This is a genomic window from Paraburkholderia aspalathi, assembly GCF_900116445.1.
Taxonomy (GTDB): domain Bacteria; phylum Pseudomonadota; class Gammaproteobacteria; order Burkholderiales; family Burkholderiaceae; genus Paraburkholderia; species Paraburkholderia aspalathi.
This window is the reverse complement of the sequence record NZ_FPBH01000001.1, coordinates 1-20,592: the sequence shown is the minus strand read 5'-3', so window position 1 is coordinate 20,592 and position 20,592 is coordinate 1. Positions and strand designations below refer to the sequence as shown.

17 protein-coding genes are annotated in these 20,592 nt (G+C 62.7%); 4 read left to right on the top strand and 13 right to left on the bottom strand.

Going from position 1 to position 20,592, the window contains the following annotated elements; genetic code table 11:
* The first annotated feature begins 87 nt into the window (after positions 1 to 87).
* Entirely contained in the window at positions 88 to 1,902 is a 1,815-nt protein-coding gene (locus BM438_RS00085; RefSeq protein ID WP_054043040.1) for a putative bifunctional diguanylate cyclase/phosphodiesterase, read from the top strand.
* Positions 1,903 to 1,993: 91 nt separating this feature from the next.
* Positions 1,994 to 3,451 (top strand): HDOD domain-containing protein, encoded by a 1,458-nt coding sequence (locus BM438_RS00080; RefSeq protein ID WP_093632284.1) that lies wholly within the window; start codon positions 1,994 to 1,996, stop codon positions 3,449 to 3,451.
* A gap of 128 nt (positions 3,452 to 3,579) precedes the next feature.
* On the opposite strand, the gene BM438_RS00075 is transcribed toward BM438_RS00080, so the two are convergent.
* On the bottom strand, positions 3,580 to 4,950 hold the full coding sequence (locus BM438_RS00075; RefSeq protein WP_093632282.1) for an EAL and HDOD domain-containing protein: 1,371 nt from the start codon (positions 4,948 to 4,950) through the stop codon (positions 3,580 to 3,582).
* A gap of 266 nt (positions 4,951 to 5,216) precedes the next feature.
* On the opposite strand from BM438_RS00075, the gene BM438_RS00070 reads away from it, so the two are divergent.
* Positions 5,217 to 5,975 (top strand): acetoacetate decarboxylase, encoded by a 759-nt coding sequence (locus tag BM438_RS00070; RefSeq protein WP_093632280.1) that lies wholly within the window; start codon positions 5,217 to 5,219, stop codon positions 5,973 to 5,975.
* 91 nt (positions 5,976 to 6,066) lie between these two features.
* On the opposite strand, the gene BM438_RS00065 is transcribed toward BM438_RS00070, so the two are convergent.
* Both BM438_RS00065 and BM438_RS00060 read right to left on the bottom strand, forming a co-directional pair.
* Positions 6,067 to 6,861 carry an ABC transporter substrate-binding protein gene (locus BM438_RS00065; RefSeq protein ID WP_093632279.1) on the bottom strand — a complete coding sequence of 265 codons (795 nt, stop codon included), beginning with the start codon at positions 6,859 to 6,861 and terminating at the stop codon, positions 6,067 to 6,069.
* A gap of 269 nt (positions 6,862 to 7,130) precedes the next feature.
* The gene (locus BM438_RS00060) at positions 7,131 to 8,039 is read right to left on the bottom strand and encodes a LysR family transcriptional regulator (protein ID WP_093632276.1); all 909 of its coding nucleotides are present in this window, start codon (positions 8,037 to 8,039) and stop codon (positions 7,131 to 7,133) included.
* Positions 8,040 to 8,165: 126 nt separating this feature from the next.
* Here BM438_RS00060 and gstA point away from each other — a divergent pair, with 126 nt between their 5' ends.
* Entirely contained in the window at positions 8,166 to 8,795 is a 630-nt protein-coding gene (gene gstA / locus BM438_RS00055) for a glutathione transferase GstA (RefSeq protein ID WP_093632274.1), read from the top strand.
* 61 nt (positions 8,796 to 8,856) lie between these two features.
* On the opposite strand, the gene astE is transcribed toward gstA, so the two are convergent.
* The 10 genes from astE to BM438_RS00005 all read right to left on the bottom strand — a co-directional run bounded on the left by astE (position 8,857) and on the right by BM438_RS00005 (position 19,632).
* Positions 8,857 to 9,921 carry a succinylglutamate desuccinylase gene (astE, locus tag BM438_RS00050; protein WP_244179202.1) on the bottom strand — a complete coding sequence of 355 codons (1,065 nt, stop codon included), beginning with the start codon at positions 9,919 to 9,921 and terminating at the stop codon, positions 8,857 to 8,859.
* Positions 9,905 to 11,245, bottom strand: coding sequence for an N-succinylarginine dihydrolase (gene astB, locus BM438_RS00045; protein WP_093632269.1), 1,341 nt, complete (start codon positions 11,243 to 11,245; stop codon positions 9,905 to 9,907). Before astB ends, astE begins: the two co-directional genes overlap by 17 nt.
* A gap of 9 nt (positions 11,246 to 11,254) precedes the next feature.
* Positions 11,255 to 12,718: a succinylglutamate-semialdehyde dehydrogenase gene (gene astD / locus BM438_RS00040; protein WP_093632267.1), complete on the bottom strand. Its 1,464-nt coding sequence runs from the start codon at positions 12,716 to 12,718 to the stop codon at positions 11,255 to 11,257.
* A gap of 2 nt (positions 12,719 to 12,720) precedes the next feature.
* Positions 12,721 to 13,758: an arginine N-succinyltransferase gene (gene astA / locus BM438_RS00035; RefSeq protein WP_093632265.1), complete on the bottom strand. Its 1,038-nt coding sequence runs from the start codon at positions 13,756 to 13,758 to the stop codon at positions 12,721 to 12,723.
* Positions 13,755 to 14,813 carry an arginine/ornithine succinyltransferase subunit alpha gene (gene aruF / locus BM438_RS00030; RefSeq protein WP_093632263.1) on the bottom strand — a complete coding sequence of 353 codons (1,059 nt, stop codon included), beginning with the start codon at positions 14,811 to 14,813 and terminating at the stop codon, positions 13,755 to 13,757. Before aruF ends, astA begins: the two co-directional genes overlap by 4 nt.
* Before the next feature lie 55 nt (positions 14,814 to 14,868).
* Complete coding sequence (locus BM438_RS00025) at positions 14,869 to 16,104, bottom strand: aspartate aminotransferase family protein (RefSeq protein WP_093632261.1); 1,236 nt, start codon at positions 16,102 to 16,104, stop codon at positions 14,869 to 14,871.
* A gap of 162 nt (positions 16,105 to 16,266) precedes the next feature.
* A complete protein-coding gene (locus tag BM438_RS00020) occupies positions 16,267 to 17,316 on the bottom strand; it encodes a GlxA family transcriptional regulator (protein WP_093632258.1) in 1,050 nt (349 codons plus the stop codon).
* A 37-nt stretch (positions 17,317 to 17,353) separates the two neighbouring features.
* On the bottom strand, positions 17,354 to 18,145 hold the full coding sequence (locus BM438_RS00015; RefSeq protein WP_054043063.1) for an ABC transporter ATP-binding protein: 792 nt from the start codon (positions 18,143 to 18,145) through the stop codon (positions 17,354 to 17,356).
* Positions 18,146 to 18,224: 79 nt separating this feature from the next.
* The gene (locus BM438_RS00010) at positions 18,225 to 18,938 is read right to left on the bottom strand and encodes an ABC transporter permease (RefSeq protein WP_054043065.1); all 714 of its coding nucleotides are present in this window, start codon (positions 18,936 to 18,938) and stop codon (positions 18,225 to 18,227) included.
* 4 nt (positions 18,939 to 18,942) lie between these two features.
* Entirely contained in the window at positions 18,943 to 19,632 is a 690-nt protein-coding gene (locus BM438_RS00005) for an ABC transporter permease (protein ID WP_012432581.1), read from the bottom strand.
* Positions 19,633 to 20,592: the final 960 nt, after the last annotated feature.

The window sequence follows — 20,592 nt, the reverse complement described above, 5'->3', positions numbered from 1 at the left end:
GGGCGGCCTGATACCTCTCAACCGCCCGAATACGGCGGGCAGTATGCCGCCCCGCCTGCAGACGAACACAGGTTGCCAGCGACAAACATGGAAGCGAACAGGATCACCGCGCCCCGCCGGGGCTCCTTGCGCACGGTCATCGACCGGTTTCGTGCGTTCGGCCGGCATGCCCCCGGCAAACCGCAAGCCGGCGTCAGCCGCGCTGCGCAACTGGAACAGGTGGTCGGCGCCGTCGACCTGCTGGCGCACATCGATGAGAGCCTGCGCTTCCTTTATGTTTCAGACGCGAGCCTGCGCTTCATCGGTTATCACCGCGAGTATCTCGAGACCATCACGCTGCACGATCTCGTGGCGCCCGCCGACGTGCCGCGCCTCGATGCGCTGCTGACGCGCGCCACCGCCACGGGCAACGTCGAAAAGGCCACGCTCGGACTTATCAAGTCACTGACCTACCCGATCACCGTCGAACTGCGCGTGGTACGCAGCCTGCATGACGGCGTCGAAGGCTATGCGATCGCCGGCTTCGACGTATCCGCCTGGCGCGCCACCGAGGAACGCCTGACCCAGGCGTTGCATCTCGACCGCCTGACCAACCTGGCCAATCAGCCGGCGCTGATCCCCGCGCTACTCGACGCGCAGCAGCAGGCCGACGCCCACGGCACACCGGCCGCACTACTGCTGCTCGACCTCGACGACTATCAGCGCGTGAACCGCGCGCTCGGCTACGATGCCGGCGACGAGATGTTGCGCGACACGGCGCGGCGTCTATTGAACATGACGAGCCCGAACGAGACGGTGGCGCGTGTCGCCAGCGACGAGTTCGCGATCCTCGTGAAGCCTGCCGCGAGCCGCACCGACGCCGCCGCCGCGGCCGAAGCGCTGGCGCGCCGCCTGCTGACCGCGATCCAGCAACCGTACGTTTTCAACGGCCAACAGGTGCACTTGTCAGCGAGCATCGGCATTGCGCTCTACCCCGATGTGCGCCACGCGAACGACGACGCCGCCCACGACACTCACCTGCTGCGCTGGGCCGATCACGCCTTGCTGCAGGCGAAGGCGGCCGGCGGCAACACCCTCGCCTTCTACGTACCGGACGACAACCCCGCCGACGCCGAGCGCCTGAAGCTGGAGGCCGATCTCTACGACGGCGTGCGCAATGGCGAGTTCTCGCTGCACTTCCAGCCGATCACGAGCAGTCGCACGCACGGCGTGGTCGGCGTCGAAGCGCTGATCCGCTGGTCGCATCCGGTGCACGGCCTCGTGCCTCCTTCGATGTTCATCCCGCTCGCGGAATCGATCGGCCTGATCAACTTCCTCGGCAACTGGGTGTTGAAGGTTGCCTGCATGCAGCTGATCCAGTGGGACGCGCGGGGCATCTCGTTGCAATACGTCGCCGTCAACGTGTCGCCGCAGCAGTTCCGCGATCCACGTTTCAAGGACAGCGTGCGCGAAGCGATCGAATTGACGGGCATCGATCCGCGCCGCCTCGTGTTCGAGATCACCGAAAGCCTGCTGATGCATGACCCGGCGCATGCCAAGGGTTTGCTGGAAGAATTGACGGCGATGGGCATCCGCTTTGCCGTCGACGATTTCGGCACCGGCTATTCGAGTCTGGCTTACCTGCAACGATTCCCTCTGGCCAAGCTCAAGATCGACCGGAGTTTTGTCGAGAATCTGCTAACCTCCCGGAACGATCAGGCAATCGTTAGCGCGGTCGTCGGGCTTGCACAAACGCTCGATCTCGAGCTGGTTGCCGAGGGCGTCGAGACGGAAGCGCAACGCAGCCTGCTCACCGAGATGGGATGCGACCACATTCAGGGATGGCTCGTCTGCAAGGCGTTGCCCTCCGACGAACTTGCACAACGTTTCGAAGCGCGCACGCTTCATTTGCACACCGCATAATGACGCGGGCAAACTTCGTGCGCTGCGGAAGATGCCGGCCTCGTGCCGGTGTGGCACTCATTGGAACATGTATGGCTTTGGCGGGACTCACATGGTAAAGGCGGCGGTGCTCGACCGGCTCTGGACGCGAATGAGCGAGCGCGGCGATTTCCCCATGCTGTCGCAGTCGTTGCGCACCACCATGGCGGCGATGAACAACGACGACCTCGACTTCACCGGCCTCGTGCAGGTCGTGTTGTCGGATTTCGCGTTGACGCAAAAAGTGCTGCGGCTGGCCAACTCGGCCATGTATATGGCGTTTGGCGGCAACATCACCACCGTGTCGCGCGCGCTGATGGTGCTCGGCATGGACGCGGTCGGCCATCTGGTGGTCGGCCTGAAAATCGTCGATCACTTTCATCACAGCGCGCCGCGCCGTATCGATGCGAAACTCGAATTGAACCGCACGCTGCTGTCGGGCTGCGTCGCCCGCAAGCTCACTGAGCGCGGCGATCTGCGCGCCGGCGAGGAAGCCGTGGTCTGCACGCTGATGCGGCAGATCGGCAAGCTGCTGGTGGTGTTCTATCTCGACGCCGAGTGGGATCAGATCCGCCGCCATATCGACGACGGCGCTCTCGAAGCCGATGCCTGCGTGCTGGTGCTCGGCGTCACGTTCGACGAAATCGGCGCCGAAGCCGCGGTCCGCTGGCGCCTGCCGGACATGATCCGCTCCGGCATGGGCGAGTTCGATCCGCTGGACGTCGAGCAGCCTCGCCAGGTGCAGTGGCTGCGCGCCATCACCAACTATTCGACGGCGGTCGCCGACGTGCTGACCCAGCAGAACATGCCGGACTGGGAGCGCGAAGAACGCATCGCAGAACTGGCGCAGGAATACAGCCACGCACTGAATACCGATCCGGACGTGCTGCAAGGAATGAGCATCGCGCTCGCCCGTGAAGAGGGCGGCGACGGCGTGATGCGCGAGATTGTGGAACTGCGCGCCAATGCGGACGCGATCGCGCGTGAGGCACTCAATCCGGAAGCGCGTATCGCGGCAGGGGTGGGCGATCTGCGCGGCCTGCCCGACGGCAGCGCGCTCGCGCCGGCCCTCGCGCTGGCCGCGGAAACCGTGCTGGCGGCGCTCGGCTTTGCGCGTACGGTGGTGTTCGTCAAGCACAGCAACGGCACCTTCAAGGCGCGCCTCGGGCTCGGTCCGAAGATCGACGCGGCGCTGCCGAAGCTGTCGTTCAACACCGCCTTCGAACCCGACGTGTTTCATCTCGCGATCGCGAACTCGGTCGGCATTTTCATCGAGAACGCACGTGACCCGAAGATGGTCGCGCGGCTACCGGAGTGGTTCCGCCGTTCGTTCGACGATGCCCGCGCCTTCGTGCTGCTGCCGGTAGTCGACGACACCGATCAGACGGTGGCGCTGCTATATGGCGACTGGTCTCATACGCAGGAGCCGCGCCGAATATCCCAGAAGGAAATGAGCGCGTTGAATGAGTTAGCCAAGGAGTTAGGACGTTTTTTTGGCCTGGGGCAGATGCAGGCAATGGAGATGATGTGAAGACGTGGCGTGATCGTTGATCACGGTGCTTCACTCTCACCTGTTTTGTGTTTGCCCTAAATCGAGAATCGCAGATGTGCAAAGGCCGACATGCGCAGCATGCCGGCCTTTGATTCAAACCTCACCCATCAATCCTCAATCCGCTCCAACCCCTCCGCACTCCGATCCGCCACCCCGGCCCACGCCCCCGCCGCCAACCCCAGCAGCGCGATCTCTTCCACCGTCAACGGCTGCAAGCGCGCGCACAAGGCATCGAGTTCATCCCACGCCCCGCGCTCGAGCTCTTCGACCGCGGTCAGCAACAATCCCAGCACGCCCTGCCGATGCAGAATGCCCGCCTGAATCGGCCGCGATAGCGTCAGCACATTCAGCGTGCTTTCGAGCGAGCCGCCGAACACCGCATCGACAAACGAAAACACGCCGGTCAGAAACGCCGCATCAGCTTCGTCACGCCCCGCTTCGGGCAAACGCTCGATCGCCAGTTCCATGAAGCGCGCCCGCGTCGCCGCGAGTTGCAGCAGGGGATCGTCCTCGAGCGCAACCTTGCGGCCGTCCGCGTACAACAGCAATTGCGTCCAGCGCGCGATCCGGTTCGTGCCGGTCGCATTGATCGCTTCGCGCAGCGTCGTGACCTTATGGCCGACGGCGAGGCCGCTCGAATTCGCGAGCTTCATCAGGTGCATGACCAGCACCGGATTCAGCTTGAGTTCGGCTTCGAGTTGCGCGACGGTCGGGTCGCCCGACAGCAGTTGCAGCAGATTCAGCAATGCATGCCGCGGCGCGCTGACACGCCGCGTCGTCGAGGTCTGCGCACGCGCGAAGAAGTAGCCCTGGAAGCGGTCGAAACCGAGACCATGCGCCTCTTCGAAATCGGCCTGTGCATCGACACCCAGCGCGATCAGCAGCTTGCCCGCGGACTTGAGCACGCTCGTCAATTTGGGCAACAGCGCTTTCGACGCCCGTGTGAAATCGATCTTGACGACTTCCGCGTAGGGCAGCAGCTTCGCAAACGTTTCATCGGGCTGCGTCACTTCGTCGAGTACGAAGCGATAGCGCCGGCCGTGCAATTGAACGATGCGCTCAATCAGCGCATCGTCCACCAGGATCGACGGCGACAATTCGAACATGAAGCGGTCAGTGGGCAGGTGCTGGATCGAATCGTCGAACAGCATCTCGCGGCTTACGTCGACATAAGCGGGGTGCCCGGTGAGCGCACCGCGCACATTGCCCTGCATCAATCCGCGAATCACGGCTCGCGCCACGAGCTGGGCGGGATCGGGCGCGCGGCCCGGCAAGACGTCGGCAGCCGGATCGGCAGGCGATGCTGAGCCCGCGTCGGAGTCGGCGCCCAACGGCAACTCCGGCACGCGCACCTTGATCTCATAGCCGCATAGCATGCCGTCCCGATTCAGAATCGGCTGGCGCGCGAAGCTGGCATTCAGTTGCGCATCGTCCGCAGCCCCCGTATGGCTGGGATTCTCGATTGCGATGGTGGTCATTCTGGTCCCCCGCTAAGCGCCGCCCGGGCGCTTCCTGCTGTATTTTGGTTTTTGCTGCACCAATCGCGCCCATCCAGGCCCCGAGACCCTTTGCGCGTGCGGTGTGCCTGCCGATTTTAGCGCAGGCCGATGCGCCCGGACATGTCAGCGCCGCAATATCTCGAAATAATTGGCAACCAGTCTGGCTGAAGAGAAGGAAAGAATCGACGATACTCTTGTGCAGTGCAAAAGCGTTCCACCACAGCCTTTAACCACCAAGGAAAATCATGGACGTCAAAAGCGTGCTGTCAAATGCCTTCGCGATGCCGATCACGAGCCCGGCGTTTCCGATGGGTCCGTATCGTTTCGTCGACCGGGAATTTCTGATCATCACTTACCGCACCGATCCGGACAAACTGCGCGCCGTGGTGCCCGAGCCGCTGCAGATCGGCGAGCCGCTCGTCCATTACGAATTCATTCGCATGCCGGATTCGACCGGCTTCGGCGACTACACGGAAAGCGGTCAAGTGATCCCGGTGTCGTACAACGGCGTGGCAGGTGGTTACACGCTGGCGATGTATCTGGACGATCATCCGCCGATCGCCGGCGGCCGCGAATTGTGGGGCTTTCCGAAGAAGCTCGCCTCGCCGGTGCTGGAAGTCCATACCGACACACTCCTCGGCACACTCGATTACGGCCCCGTGCGCATCGCCACCGGCACGATGGGCTACAAGCATCGGCAACTGGATCTCGCGCAGCAGCAGAAGCGTCTGGAGACGCCGAACTTCCTGCTGAAAGTCATTCCGCACGTGGACGGCACGCCGCGCATTTGCGAACTGGTGCGCTACTACCTGCAAGACATCACCCTTAAAGGTGCATGGACGGGTCCCGCCTCGCTCGAACTGGCGCACCATGCTCTGGCGCCGGTCGCGGAATTACCGGTGCTCGAAATCGTCGAGGCGCGGCATCTGATTTCCGATCTGACGCTAGGACTCGGTGAAGTGGTGTTCGACTATCTCGAGCAGCCTGAAGCGAACGTTCGCTGACAGCCTCAAAAGACAACCGGCCGCATCAAGCGGCCGGTTGCTTCAAGCAAAACCATTCAAACAAAACCATTCAGGCAAAATACCCAACGCCTTACTTCAACACGACCTTCACGTCGAAGTACTTCGCGGCGAAGCGGTCGATCGTGCCGTCGGCCTTCAGTTCCTTGAGCGCCTGATTCACCGCGTCCTTCAACGCCTTGTCGCCCTTGCGCAGGCCAAAGCCCACACCCGCTCCGAGCAGCTTCTCATCGCTGACTGCCGGGCCGGCGAAGTCGAAGCCTGCGCCTTGCGGCTTCTTCAGAAAGCCCTTCGAAGCCGCTTCCGCGTCCTGGAACGCAGCGTCGAGACGCCCCGATGCGAGGTCGGCGTAGATCTGGTCCTGCGTCTGATACGGCACGACGTCGACGCCCGCCGGGGCCCAGCGCGCCTTCGCATACGTTTCCTGAATCGTGCCTTGCAGCACGCCGACGTGCTTACCCTTGAGCGAGGCCGGCGTAGGCAGCAGACCGCTGCCCTTCTTCGCGATCATCTGATTCGGGATCGTGTAGATCGGATCGGTGAAGTCGATGGCCTGGCGGCGCTGTTCCGTGATCGTCATGTCCGAGTTGATCGCGTTGAACTTGCGCGCTTCCAGCGCCGGAATCAGGCCGTCGAACGAATTCTCGACCCACACGCATTTCGCCTTCAGCTTTGCACACACAGCATTGCCGATGTCGATATCGAAACCTTGCAGCTCGCCCGACGGCGACTTCGATTCGAACGGCGCATACGACGCCTCGACGCCGAAGCGCACTTCCTTGATATCCGCTGCCGACGCGGACCCTGTCGCTACCGTTGCCGTCGCGAACAGCGCGAGCGCAGCCATGTTTCGCCAATTCATCTTCATTACGGGTGTTCCTCTACGGTATTGAATAAGACGGAGCCGAATCCGGGCGAGCATGATTGCCGCGCCAAAAATGCGATTCAAACTCGTGCGGCCAGTGTGGTGCAGCGCAACAGCCGCGAGGGCGGGATTGTACAGGCTTCGAATCGCGGTCCTGCAGGCGGCCCTGTGGGCGCCCCTTTGCCAAGCTCGTTTGCCGAACCAGGTAACGCGCGCTTAAAGGTGCAACTTCGTGTCGCGCTCAGGCAAGCCGGCACGCACTCCGATGCACGTCAGACCGCGCCGTCGCCGGCCGCGAAATCGCTGCCGAGACGCTGCGACAGATGCGTGTAGACCGCCGCGACATGCGGCAGATGACGCGACTCGGGATGCGCCAGCACCCACACCTGCGATTCCGCTTCGTCGAGCGGCGGGGTCAGTTGCACGAGATCGTCGCGCTCACGCGCGAGGAAGGTGGGAAAGATGCCGACGCCGAAACCGCGCACCACCAGTTCGAACACCGCCATCACGCTATTGGTCTTGTAGCGTGGCTCGACCGTCGGACAATGGCGCTTGCGCCACAGAACCGAAGGATGATCGCCGAGCGAACTGTCCGGCGCCGCCCAATCGCAGCGCGACAACGCATCGGCGTCGCTCGCCCGGATACCGCTCGCCTTCGCGGCAAACACGGCGATACGCAGCGGGCCTACATGCTTGCCGACCAGATGATCCGGCGCGCGGCGCGTAGCGCGCACGGCAATATCAGCGTCGCGTTTGGTCAGGCTCGCGAGACTATTGGTGGCAGTCAATTCGAACGACAGCGCCGGATGCAGCGCCGCGAAATCATGCAGCGCGGGCAGCAGGAGACCGTAGAGCACGGTATCGGTGGTCGTCACGTGAACCGCGCCGCTGACGCGGTCACTGCTCGCCTGCACGGTCGAGCGCGCGGCCGCCAGCTCGCTTTCGATCCGCTCGGCGTGACGCGCCAGTTGCGCACCGAGCGGCGTCGCGCGATAACCGCTGCGCGAACGCTCGAACAGACGCTGCCCGAGCCCGCGTTCGATCCGCTGCACCGAGCGAAAAATCGTCGAGGCATCGATCCCCAGGCGCTGCGCGGCCTCGGCCAGGGTGCCGGCGCGCACCAGCGCCAGAATGGTCTGGGTATCCGCCGAAGTCAGTTCGTATTGCGTTTTTGCACGCATGGTTTGGCAAGCCGCCTGTTTATTCTGAATGCGATCCGGGCTACTTTTACCACATCGACTTGTCGGCCGACGAGCCTTGCCACCGGCACCTGCCGGGACTTCACTCTCGTTTATAGCGGTGACACCATGAAACTCTATTACTCACCGGGCGCCTGCTCGCTGGCCGTTCACATTGCCTTGCGCGAAGCCGGACTCGACTTCGACACCATCAAGGTCAATTTGCAAACGCACAAGCTCGCCAATGGCGACGACTACTACGCGATCTCGCCGCGCGGCTATGTGCCGCTCGTCGAATTCGACGACGGCTCGCGCCATACCGAGGGCGCTGCGCTGTTGCAATACATCGCCGATCTTGCGCCGGAGCGCGCCCTGCTACCGCCCGCCGGAACGCCGCAGCGGCTCGAAGCGGTCGCATGGCTCACCTATATCAGCACGGAATTGCACAAGACCTTCAGCCCATGGCTCTGGCATCAGGAGACAGCCGAATCAACGAAGCTCGAATGCCGCGCGAAACTCGCTACACGTTTTAACGAACTCGAGGGTGTACTCACGTCACGCGACTATCTCACGAGACAATACTCTGTCGCCGATGCTTACGCATTCACGGTGTTGAGCTGGGCGCGGATGCTGTCGGTGGATCTAGGCCCGTATCCGCACCTCAACGCGTATCTGGCTCGCGTGGCAGCGCGGCCGAAGGTACGTGAGGCGATGGTGGCGGAAGGATTGGTCAGTCAGACCGCGACGCAGGCCGCGTAAGCGGTCTGGTATGAGACGTTGCGCGCGAAGGCGCGCAACGTTCTGCGCTGCAATGGCACGTCTAAACGAGACCGGACAGCGTGTCCTGCGTCGTCTCGACCACCAGCAAACCCGCGCGCAAACCGGGCTTGACCGTTGCGTTCGGAAACACGAGACGTTCCTCATCGTGACGCACGGTGTAGCGATAATCGCCGTCGCGTGCGAGCACGGTGTCTTTCACGAAGGGCGTGAAATTCGGCACGTCCGCGGCCACCAGCAATTCGAATGCGTCGCTTTGCTTGGTGAGCTGGTCGATCACGGTGAACACGCGCGGCATTGCCGCGGGCGCGTTGCCGTTCTTTGTGCCGGCCAGCAGATGACGCACCGCTTCGTCCGCACCGGCGAAACGCGTCAGATCGTTCTGCCCGAAGGGGCGCACCTTGCCGAGTTCGAGCGTGCACGCTTCGGCGCCACATGCATGCGCGGTGAAGTGCGAATAGGTGTTGCCCTTAGTCGTATGAAGCAGGACGGCGCTGATGCGCGCTTCGCCGAGCCACTCGAACATGGCGCGCGAAAACGGCTTGCCGGTGTGCGGCAACAAGGCGAATTGCTCGAACGCCGAGGGGCGGATCGCCGTATGCATGTCGACGTGCCATCGCGCGCCTGGTGCCTGCGACGCTGCGGCAAAGAACTGCGTTGCCGCCCGCTCCAACGCCGCCGCGCGCGGCGCTTCGTGGCTGTGCGGCACCTGCTCGTGACGTCCGCTGAAGAGGCGGTTCAGATCGTCGTCGCGATAGCGGCACGCGTCGCGCATGGCGTCGACGTTGCCGAGAATCACCAGCAAGCGGCACGACAAGGCGGCATCGCCTCGTGCGATATCGCGCACGAGATACGACAGCAGTTCAATTGGCGCGGTTTCATCGCCATGCACGCCGGCAGAGACGAGCACACTGCGGATGCCTTCATTCCGCACCGCGGGTTCCATGAGCAGCACACCGTCGTCGAGCCATGACCAGCGCACGGCGTTGTCGTTGTTGCCGCACGCACCCTGCGTTTCCTGCGCGCCGGGCCGCGTTCCCGCTAACGTATAGGCAAGGAAATCGTCGAGCATCGAAAACGGCATGCCGTGCTCAGCGCTGGAAGTCATACAGCGAACCCAGGCCGAGAATCTGCGTCAATTCATCGAGCGCGGTGCGCGACTCGGCGAGCAATTGCGGATCGGTCAGGTCGGACGGTGCGAGACGATCGCGATAGTGCTTTTCGATCCACGTATCGAGGCGTCCGAACAGCTTGTCGTTGATCCACACGCCAGACGTCACTGCCGCGCGCTCCGCGTCGTTCAGCACCACGCGCAGCCGCAAACATGCCGGGCCGCCGCCGTTCTTCATGCTTTCGCGCAGATCGAACACGAGCACGTCATCGATCGGACCGGTATGCGAGGTCAGATCGTCCAGATAGGCGCCCACGCGCTCGTTCTCGCGGCATTCCTGCGGCACCACCAGAACCTGCTTGCCGTCCGGGCGCGTCAGCAACTGGCTGTTGAACAGATACGACGTGACCGCGTCGGACACGCTCACTTGCGCGTCGGGCACTTCGATCACGTTGAACTCCGCCTTCAGCCCGGAGAGCTTCGTGCGCAGTTCGTCGTACACCGCCTTCTGTTCGACGAACGCGAGTTGGTGGCAAAACAGCGTATTGCGGTTGCCGACCGCGATCACGTCGTTATGGAACACGCCCGCGTCGATCACGTCGGGGTTTTGCTGTGCGTACACCGTGGCCGCTTCTGCCAGACCGTGACGATGCGCGACCGCGCGGCTCGCCTCGAAGGTCTGACGTGCGGGAAAACGCTTCGGCTCCGGTCCGCGGCGATATTCGCTGCGGCCATACACGAAGAATTCGACGCCACGTGTGCCGTATTCCGAGCAGAAACGCGTGTGATTCGCCGCGCCTTCGTCGCCGAGTGCCGGCGTGCCGGGCAGCGCTTCATGCACCGCGAAACGATCGGCGTCGCTGAAAATCGCGCGCAAGGTGCGGCGCGTCGATTCATGCTCAATCGCGCGATGCAGCTTGCTGCACAGATTGGCCGGCGTGAAGTGCACGCGGCCGTCATGCGTGTCGGCCGACGGACTCACCGTCGCCGCATTCGCGGTCCACATCGCCGAAGCCGAACTTGCGGCGGCCAGCAACTCGGGCGCGTCCTTGGCCACGCGCGCGATCACCGTCGCGTCGTCGCCCGAAAAACCGAGTTCACGCAACAGACGCATCGAAGGACGCTCCTGCGGCGGCAACACGCCTTGATGAAAGCCGAGATCGGCCAACTGCTTCATCTTGCGCAGGCCCTGCTTGGCAGCGGCCTTCGGATTGGCGACCGACTTCTCGTTGTTCTGCGACGCAACGTTGCCGAACGAGAGCCCGGCGTAATTGTGGGTCGGGCCGACGAGACCGTCGAAATTGGCTTCAGTGGCTTGCATCGTCGATCCTTAGAATTGAAGGCCCGGCGAAACGCTCGCGGGCATTTGCAGTTGCGCGCTTTCGACGGACGCCATCGGATACGCGCAGTAGTCGGCAGCATAGAACGCGCTCGGCCGGTGATTGCCCGAACGTCCCGGACCACCGAACGGCGCGCCCGACGATGCACCGTTAGTCGGCCGGTTCCAGTTGACGATGCCCGCGCGAATGGTGCGCTGGAAATGCGTCCACAGGGCTTCGTCGTCGGCGAGCAGGCCGGCGGAGAGACCGAACTCGGTATCGTTGGCTTTTTCGAGCGCTTCGTCGAACGTGCCGTAACGAATGATCTGTGCCAGCGGTCCGAAATGCTCTTCGTCCGGCAGATCCTTCACGGCGGTCACGTCGAGAATCGCGGGCGTGACGAAGCCGAGTTTCGGATCGCGCTGCTCCATCTTCAGCAGTGCTTTCGCGCCGTCGGCCAGCAGACGCTCCTGAGCCGCGACCAGGCGCGATGCCGCCCGCGCGGAAATCACCGCGCCCATGAACGGCTGCGGATCGGCGTTGTATTCGCCGACGCTGATGCGCGACGTCACTTCCGTCAGGCGTTCAACAAAGCGGTCACCGAACGCGTCGCTCGGTACGAAGATACGGCGCGCGCATGTGCAACGCTGCCCTGCCGACAGAAACGCCGATTGAATCGTGTGATGCACGGCCGCGTCGACGTCCGCCACCGGTCCGATCACGAGCGGATTGTTGCCGCCCATCTCCAGCGCCAGCACGATCTCCGGACGGCCACCGAATTGCTTGTGCAGCAACGTTCCGGTATCCGAACTACCCGTGAAGAATAAACCATCGATCTGCCGATGGTTGGCGAGCGCAATGCCCGTCTCTTTCTCGCCTTGCACAAGGTTCAACACACCGGCAGGCAATCCCGCATCGCGCCAGATCTGCACCGTGAGTGCCGCCACGCCCGGCGCGAGTTCCGACGGCTTGAACACTACCGCGTTACCCGCGATCAATGCCGGCACGATATGCCCGTTCGGCAGGTGCCCCGGAAAGTTATACGGCCCGAACACCGCCACCACGCCATGCGGGCGATGCCGAAGCACGGCAGTGCCGTCAGCCATCGGCGAACGTTTTTCACCGGTGCGCTCGTTATACGACTGAATCGAAATCTCGACCTTCGCCGCCATCGAAGCGGCTTCAGTGCGCGCTTCCCACAGCGGTTTGCCGGTCTCGCGGCCGATCGCTTCGGCAAGCGCTTCCTTGCGTTCCGTCACGAGCGCGGCGAAGCGGCGCACCACGCCGCAACGTTCGTCGAGGCTCAAGGCCGACCACGCCGCGAACGCACGGCGCGCGCTGCGCACTGCACGATCGACGTCGTCCGCCGATGCGCTATTGCCTTCCCACACCGTCCCGCCCGTACCCGGGTTGCGTGACGCGAATGCGGGTCCTGTGCCGGCGGCCCATTCGCCGTCGATGAAAAGCTCGCTCATGATCATCCTTGTTTGTGTTTCAGCGGCAGGACCCGAACCGGGTCACCTGCCTTGACGTCGAGTGCGGCCGCCTCAGCGGCGCTCATACGGAACACGCCGTCTTGCGGCACGCCCGCGGCCACGCCCACGCGAAAATCGCCCAGCGACGTATTCGATACCATCGAACGCGGTGCATCCTGCGGCGCGCCCGCCGGCACGTCGGCGATCTCGACCGGCACCACCACGCTTTCGCGCACCGTGCGCAAGTCGGCGATATGGCATTCGAGCACCGGACCGGCGTCGAAGATATCGACGTGATTCTCGTAGCGCAGCCCTTCCGATTCGAGCATGCGGCGCGCCGGAATCGTATCGTTATGCGTGAGGCCGACGCACTCCTGCGCCTCTTCCGGCAGCAGCTCGACATACACCGGATAACGCGGCATCAGCTCGGCGAGAAACGCCTTGCGGCCGTGCGAACTCAGATAGTCCGCCGCATTGAAATCGATCTGATAGAAATGCGAGCCGACCGCACGCCAGAACGGCGAGGTGCCTTCCGCATCGAAATGGCCGCGCAATTCCGCGCACAAACGCTGCGGAAAGCGCTCGCGAAACTGCGCGAGAAACATGAAGCGCGAACGCGACAGCAACCCGCCGACGCCGCTCGTGCGATAACGCGGGCTCAGGAACAGCGAACACACTTCGGCGTAACCCGTCAGGTCATGCGAAATGTTCAGCGCGCGCATGCGCGTCCAGATTCCGAGGTCCTGGCTCGCGTGCACCACCGTGCTCACGCGATAGTTGTAGAACGGTTGCTGCAGACCGACTGACGTTTCGATGCCGCATACGCCGGCCACGTCGCCGGTGTCGGTGTCTTCCATCACGAAGAAGTAACCGGCTTCGTGCGGCTCGGCCTTGTCTTCCGTCGTGCGGCGGGCACGCTCAACGCGCGCCGCCAAGGCATCGCGATCCGGCTTGAAAGTGGTGAGACCGGGACCGGTCTCCTGCGCGAGCCGCATGAGCGCGTCCACATCGCCTCGTTGCACAACACGAACGACGATCATCGTGCGTCTCCCGTCAATTCTTCCTGATGCGGCTGATGCAGCGGCACGCAGCGTACTGCGTCGCCCTCCTGCACGCCGAGTGCGGCGCGCGCCGCATGCGACAACGACGCGCCGGCCGCCTTTTCGCCCGACAAGGTATCGAGCACGCAGCGGAACTCACCACCTGCACCGTTATGCGCGATCAGATAGGTCGAGCCCTCGGCTGCCGCGCCGGCTTCGCGCACCACACGTGTTTCATTGCGCGTCACGCAGGCGCTGCGATCCACCTGTGCGGTCAACACCGGGCCCGCGTCGAAAATATCGATAAAACGATCCGTCTCGAAGCCTTCTTCGAGGTGAATGTCATACGCGAGCAGCGCCTTCGAATCCGGCTCGCCGAGCACCCGCTGCGCCGCTTCCGGCAGCAAGGGCACATAGATCGGATAGGTCGGCATGACTTCGGCGATAAAGGTGCGGCTGCGTCCGCCCGATTCGATTTCGATGTCGGCGAAATTGCGGCCGAAGAACTTGCGCCCCACCGCTTCCCAGAACGGCGACACACCTGAGTCGTCGGTCACGCCGAGCAGCAACGAGAACACTTCCGGCGTGAAGCGCTTGCGATTGGCGGCGATATACATCATCCGCGCCCGCGACATCAGATGCGCGGCCGCATCGCCACGCAGCGACGGGTCGATATAGAAGCCCGCCAGCCGGCTCTTGCCCGTCAACTCATGCGACATGGTCAGCGCGTGAATCTTGCGGTTCACGTGCAACTCACGCGACGCGTGAATCAGCGCATCATTGCGAAACGCGTAGAACGGGTCGGAGTAACCGGCAGCAGCGACGATGCTCGCCGTGCCCATCAGCTTGCCGCTCTGTGCATCCTCGAGCACGAACAGATAGAACTCCTCGCCCGGAAAATCCACATCCGCGCGAAACGAGTCTTCCGACAACGCGACGCGCGCTTCGAGCGCGCCCCGATCGTGCGGCAGCGAATGCAGCACCGGTTGCGCGGTGCGCGCCATATGTTCGAGCGCATCGAGATCGGCGAGGCGGCCGGGGCGTACGAAGAGCATCATCGTTCCTGTTGAATGTGACGCATGATTCAGTGCTTTAGCTCGCTGCCGTGGTTCACTTCGACGCGGCTTCAGTCTTTGCGCCGACGATCTCTTCGATCGCCTTCGCCAGACGCGCGAAGCCTTCATACATATCGTCGAGCGGCATGATCAGCGACGGCACGAAACGCAGCACGTCCGGACCCGCCATCAGCATGATCACGCCGTGCTGACCCGCAGCCGTGACGAAATCTTTTGCGCGGCCCTTGAATGCATCGGTCAACTCAGCACCGATCAACAGACCCTTGCCGCGCACTTCCTTGAACAGGCCAAAGCGTTCGTTCAGCTTCGCGAGTTGGCCCTTCAATGCTTCGCTGCGCGTACGCACGCCTTCGAGCACCTTCGGGTCGCTGATCAGCTCGACCACCTTCTCCGCGATCGCCGCGCCCAGCGGATTGCCGCCGTAAGTCGTGCCATGCACGCCGACCTTGAAGTGCGCGGCCAGTTCGTTGGTGGTCAGCATCGCGCCGATCGGGAAACCGTTGCCGAGCGCCTTCGCGGTGGTCAGGATGTCCGGCGTCACGCCGGTGTCCTGATACGCGTAGAAATAGCCGCTGCGGCCCACACCCGTTTGTACCTCGTCAAAAATCAGCAGTGCGCCGTGCTCATCGCAGGCTTCGCGCAGTGCCTTCAGGAATGCCGGATCGGCCGGGATTACGCCGCCCTCGCCCTGAATCGGCTCGACGATCACCGCACACGTCTTCGCGCCGATCGCTTTCTTCGCCGCTTCGATATCGTTGTAAGGCAGATGGATGATGCCGGCCGGCACCGGGCCGAAGCCTTCCGAATACTTCGGCTGGCCACCGACGCTCACCGTGAAGAACGTACGACCATGGAACGACTGCGTGAACGAAATGATTTCGACCTTATCCGCGCCATGGCGCTCGAACGCGACGCGGCGCGCCAGCTTCAGCGCAGCTTCGTTCGCTTCCGCGCCCGAGTTGGCGAAGAACGCACGGTCGGCGAAAGTCAGTTCTTCGAGACGTTTGGCAAGGCGCAGCACCGGTTCATTGGTGTAGCCGTTACCGATGTGCCACAGCTTGCCGCCCTGGTCGTGCAAGACTTTCAGCAGTTCAGGATGGGCATGACCGAGCGCAGTGACGGCGATACCGCCGGCGAAGTCGATATAGTCGCGGCCTTGCGTATCCCAGACGCGTGAGCCGAGACCGCGATCCGGCACGAAGGCGGCGGGCGAAAACACCGGCACCATCACTTCGTCGAAGGTCTGGCGTGTCACAGTCAGGTCGTTCATGGCGAATCCTCGTTACAGGTGAGAGGTAGTACACGTAGTGTAGGAAACTGCGCGCGTTAAGTCTTGCGCATACGCGACGCTTTCTATGAGCTTCCGGCGGATATGTCGCGTGCAGCTTGCAGACTGCGCGCTTTCCGGCCGCTTATTCCTGGTTATTCCTGGTTATTCCGCCTGGTCGGGCCGTTCGATCAACGCGGCCGGGCGCGGCTCGCTGGCCGCGGCGCCGGTCGCACCGGTCTGCTTGTCGATCCAGTTACGACGATCCTCGCGTGGTGTGACACCAAAGCGTTCGCGGTAAGCATTCGAAAAGTGCGCCGCCGACGAAAACCCGCAAGCAAGGCTGATCTGCACCACCGATTTGCTGGTGCGCTGCAATTGCGTGCGCGCTTTCGAAAGCCGCAGCCCCAGATAGTATTTGGACGGCATCGAGCCGAGGTACTGACGAAACAGGCGCTCCAGCTGACGTCGCGAGACACCGACGAGACCGGCGATTTCATCGGTCGTCAGCGGGTCTTCGATATTCGCTTCCATCAGCATGAGCGCATCGTTCAGACGCGGATGACGCTCGCCTGGTGCGGTCACGAACGGAATGCGTTGACGCTCTTCGCCCGCGCGCAACACACCGACGCCGAGCGTATCGGCAATCCGGTCCGCCAATTCGGGCCCGTGATCGCGGCCGATCATCGCCAGCATGAAGTCGACGGTCGCCTGACCGCCCGCGCAAGTTGCGCGATCACGGTCGATTTCGAAAATCTGTTGGGTAACGATCGAGCGCTCGAACTGCTCGGAGAACTGCTGATAGGTTTCCCAGTTGACGCTCACGCGATAGCCGGACAACTGCCCCGCCATCGCCAGCCACCAGACGCCATGATGAATGCCGGTGACGAGCGGCGTGCGCTGCCCGACGCGCGACAGACTTGCCAGAAACAGCCGGTAATCGGCGAATTGCTGGAACCGTTCGCTGACGATGATCAGCCAGTCGCACGAAATCGCATCGCCGAAGGCGGCATCGGCCGGCCATTGTGCGCCGCCCGACAAGGGCACCGCGCGGCCGTCCCATGAACACACCTGCACGCGGTACAGCGCCCGGCCGTCGATTTCGTTGGCGAGATTGAGCGCGTCGACAATCGGCCCCACGCCCGACATCGACACCGGCGGCAAGGCGACGATGGCAACCTGCGTGGTGCGAGCCGGGTTAGACGTGCGAGCCATCACTTGTCAGTAAAACGCGGAATGCGCGAGCCGCGCGTTACTTCAGGCTGCCGGACAGGAACTGCTTAAGCCGTTCGCTACGCGGCGTGGTCAGCACTTCAGCGGGCAAGCCCTCTTCTTCGGTGCGGCCCTGGTGCAGGAACATCACATGGTTCGACACGTTGCGCGCGAAGCCCATTTCGTGCGTCACGACGATCATCGTGCGGCCTTCTTCAGCGAGCTTCTGCATCACCTTCAGCACTTCGCCGACCAGTTCGGGATCGAGCGCGGAAGTGGGTTCGTCGAACAGCATGACGTCGGGGTTCATCGCCAGCGCACGCGCAATAGCGACCCGTTGCTGCTGACCGCCCGACAGATGCGACGGATACTGCTTTTCCAGACGCGGCGCGAGACCGACCTTCTCGAGATATTCGCGCGCCCGTTCTTCGGCTTCGCGACGCGACATGCCGAGCACATGAATCGGTGCTTCGACGATGTTCTCGATCACGTTCATGTGCGCCCACAAGTTGAAGTGCTGGAACACCATCGCCAGTTTCGTGCGGATGCGTTGCAGTTGCTTGTGATCGGCCACTTCCAGATTGCCGGCGCGGTCGGCTTTGGTTTTGACCATTTCGCCGTCGACGACGATCTGCCCCGCGTTCGGCCGCTCGAGAAAATTGATGCAGCGCAGGAAGGTGCTCTTGCCCGATCCGCTCGCGCCGATGATGCTGATCACGTCACCCTTGTTTGCGTTCAGCGACACGCCTTTGAGCACTTCGTTGTCGCCGTAGCGCTTGTGGATGTCCTGGACGGCGAGCTTGCAAGCTTCGGTTTGAGTCGTGTGGAGCAAGATGCTCTCCCTTTGAAAATACGGATCAATCTGCGTGACGGCGCGAACCTGTCGCGCCGCTCAATCGAAACATGCCTGCTCAGTGCGTGCGCACCGCCAGGTAACCCAGCCAGTGACGCTCCGCGCGACGGAACAAGGCCACCAGCCCAAACGACACCACGAGGTAAATCAGCGCCGCGAGGCCGAATGCGTCGAACGACTGATACGTGGCGGAATTCGCATCGCGCGCCACCTTCAGGATGTCCGGCACCGTAGCCGTAAACGCGACCGTAGTGGCGTGCAGCATCAGGATCACTTCGTTACTGTACAACGGCAGCGCCCGGCGCAGCGCGGACGGTATCACAATGCGGCGGTACATCGTGAACCAGCTCATGCCGTAAGCACGAGCCGCTTCCACTTCGCCGTGCGAAGTCGAACGGATCGCGCCGGCGAAAATCTCGGTGGTGTATGCGCAGGTGTTCAGGGCGAAAGCGAGAATCGCGCAGTGAAAACCGCTGCGGAAAAACGCGTCGAGCAACTGATGCGAGCGTACGAATTCGAGGCTGTACATGCCGGTGTAGATCAGCAGCAGTTGCACGTACAACGGCGTGCCGCGAAACACGTAGGTGTAGAGACGCACCGGCGTCGACAGCCAGCGTTTCTTCGATACGCGCGCCACCGCGAGCGGAATCGCCATGAAGAAGCCGATCCCGATCGACGCCACCAGCAGCCACAGCGTGACCGCCAGACCGGACATGCGCTGACCGTCCCAGTACAGGAACGCGCGCCAGAATTGATTGAGAATGTCGATCATGGTCTTAGAGCTCCGCGTGACGCACGCCGATGGAATAGCGCTTTTCCAGCCAGATCAGCACGAGATTCGACGCGGTGGTGATCGCCAGATAGATCAGCGCGGCGACCAGAATGAAGAAAAACATGTTGAAGGTGCTCTTGCCCGCATCCTGAGCGGCTTTGACGACATCGGCGAGACCGATGATCGACACGAGCGCCGTGGCCTTGACCAGTACTTGCCAGTTATTGCCGATGCCCGGCAGCGCGAAGCGCATCATCTGCGGAAACAGGATGCGCGTGAATACGCGTGCGCCGCTCATGCCGTAGGCGCTGCCCGCTTCGAGCTGGCCACGCGGCACGGCGAGAAACGCGCCGCGGAAGGTTTCGGTGAAGTACGCCCCATAGATGAAGCCGAGGGTCAGCACACCGGCCACGAACGGATCGATATCGAACTGCGGGAGATTGAGCGCATCGGTGAGATTGTTGACCGCGATCTGGATGCTGTAGAACAGCAGCAGCATGAGCACGAGGTCGGGCACGGAGCGGATCAGAGTCGTATAGCCGGTTGCGATTGCCCTGAGCGGGCGGTTGAAGGAGAGTTTCGCCGCCGCGCCTGCGAGGCCGAGCAGCACGGCGGCTGCCAGCGACAGGACGGACAGCTCGATCGTCTGGATCGTGCCGGCCAGCAACACCGGACCAAAGCCGTAAAGGAACACGCGTGTCTCCATCCAGGTTTTATTGAGGATGTCATGGATGGAGGGGCGGGTTAGGCCTGCCCGACTCATCCGGCATGGCGCGGAGTCTCGCAAGCGGAAATTAATTTCTCAAAGAGGTGGGCGGCGTGTGCTGCGGTGCAGCAATGGGGTGTTTGCCGTGGCTGGGCGCTGGCAGGGCCGATCTCTGCGGGGGATATGGGTTTGTAAGGTGCATGACTCGCTGTCGGCGCTGCCGCGATTTAGCAAGTTTTGGGTCGCTTTTTCGATATAGATTGGGGCCTGCGGCGCGTCTTGTTTGTCAGTGTTCTTGGGGCTTTGGCCTTTCCTTGTTCTGGCTTTCGTGCCTTTCCTTGTTCTGGCTTTGGTGCCTTTCCTTGCATTGTTAGTGGTCTATTAGCGTTGCCCCTGTGCGGGGCGGCACTTACTTTCTTTGCCGCCGCAAAGAAAGATAAGCAAAGAAAGCGGCTAGAAGCCCCTGCTAAGTGGGCACCGTGGTCTGCTGCGGGTAGTGGTGCGACTGGAATCCGTGTTCTCGCACACTCCGCGTTAGTGACAAGGGACTCATCAGCTCCCACTCCGCACTGCGTGCGTCGCGGACGGGTCTGCATGGGAAACCATGGGCTTCGGTTTTGGTTTGTGGGGGCCGTCGGCTTCGCCTCGGCGAGGCGTCGCGTCAAACCGTAGAGATCGCTTTTATGAACGGCTCTTCGGCGCGCGCAGCGCCGCCGGAAGTATGACGCCCTTGTCACAAGCACGTGCAGGGCACGAACACAGATTCCAGATGCACCACTACCCTGACCGATCTGCGGGACCCGCTTAGCAGGGGCTTCTAGCCGCTTTCTTTTGCCTACTTTTCTTTGCGGCGGTGTATAGACCGGAGACATAGCTGACAGGTGTGCGGGGACATGGTTGACACTTCCGGGTACTAAAACGCCCGGTCCCGACCATGCCCTGGAACGC

Excerpts from the sequence above, each read along its gene's own strand:
- BM438_RS00085 (WP_054043040.1), top strand. The coding sequence starts at position 88 with ATGGAAGCGAACAGGATCACCGCGCCCCGCCGGGGCTCCTTGCGCACG.
- BM438_RS00080 (WP_093632284.1), top strand. The coding sequence starts at position 1,994 with ATGGTAAAGGCGGCGGTGCTCGACCGGCTCTGGACGCGAATGAGCGAG.
- BM438_RS00075 (WP_093632282.1), bottom strand. The coding sequence starts at position 4,950 with ATGACCACCATCGCAATCGAGAATCCCAGCCATACGGGGGCTGCGGAC.
- BM438_RS00070 (WP_093632280.1), top strand. The coding sequence starts at position 5,217 with ATGGACGTCAAAAGCGTGCTGTCAAATGCCTTCGCGATGCCGATCACG.
- BM438_RS00065 (WP_093632279.1), bottom strand. The coding sequence starts at position 6,861 with ATGAAGATGAATTGGCGAAACATGGCTGCGCTCGCGCTGTTCGCGACG.
- BM438_RS00060 (WP_093632276.1), bottom strand. The coding sequence starts at position 8,039 with ATGCGTGCAAAAACGCAATACGAACTGACTTCGGCGGATACCCAGACC.
- gstA (WP_093632274.1), top strand. The coding sequence starts at position 8,166 with ATGAAACTCTATTACTCACCGGGCGCCTGCTCGCTGGCCGTTCACATT.
- astE (WP_244179202.1), bottom strand. The coding sequence starts at position 9,921 with ATGACTTCCAGCGCTGAGCACGGCATGCCGTTTTCGATGCTCGACGAT.
- astB (WP_093632269.1), bottom strand. The coding sequence starts at position 11,245 with ATGCAAGCCACTGAAGCCAATTTCGACGGTCTCGTCGGCCCGACCCAC.
- astD (WP_093632267.1), bottom strand. The coding sequence starts at position 12,718 with ATGAGCGAGCTTTTCATCGACGGCGAATGGGCCGCCGGCACAGGACCC.
- astA (WP_093632265.1), bottom strand. The coding sequence starts at position 13,758 with ATGATCGTCGTTCGTGTTGTGCAACGAGGCGATGTGGACGCGCTCATG.
- aruF (WP_093632263.1), bottom strand. The coding sequence starts at position 14,813 with ATGCTCTTCGTACGCCCCGGCCGCCTCGCCGATCTCGATGCGCTCGAA.
- BM438_RS00025 (WP_093632261.1), bottom strand. The coding sequence starts at position 16,104 with ATGAACGACCTGACTGTGACACGCCAGACCTTCGACGAAGTGATGGTG.
- BM438_RS00020 (WP_093632258.1), bottom strand. The coding sequence starts at position 17,316 with ATGGCTCGCACGTCTAACCCGGCTCGCACCACGCAGGTTGCCATCGTC.
- BM438_RS00010 (WP_054043065.1), bottom strand. The coding sequence starts at position 18,938 with ATGATCGACATTCTCAATCAATTCTGGCGCGCGTTCCTGTACTGGGAC.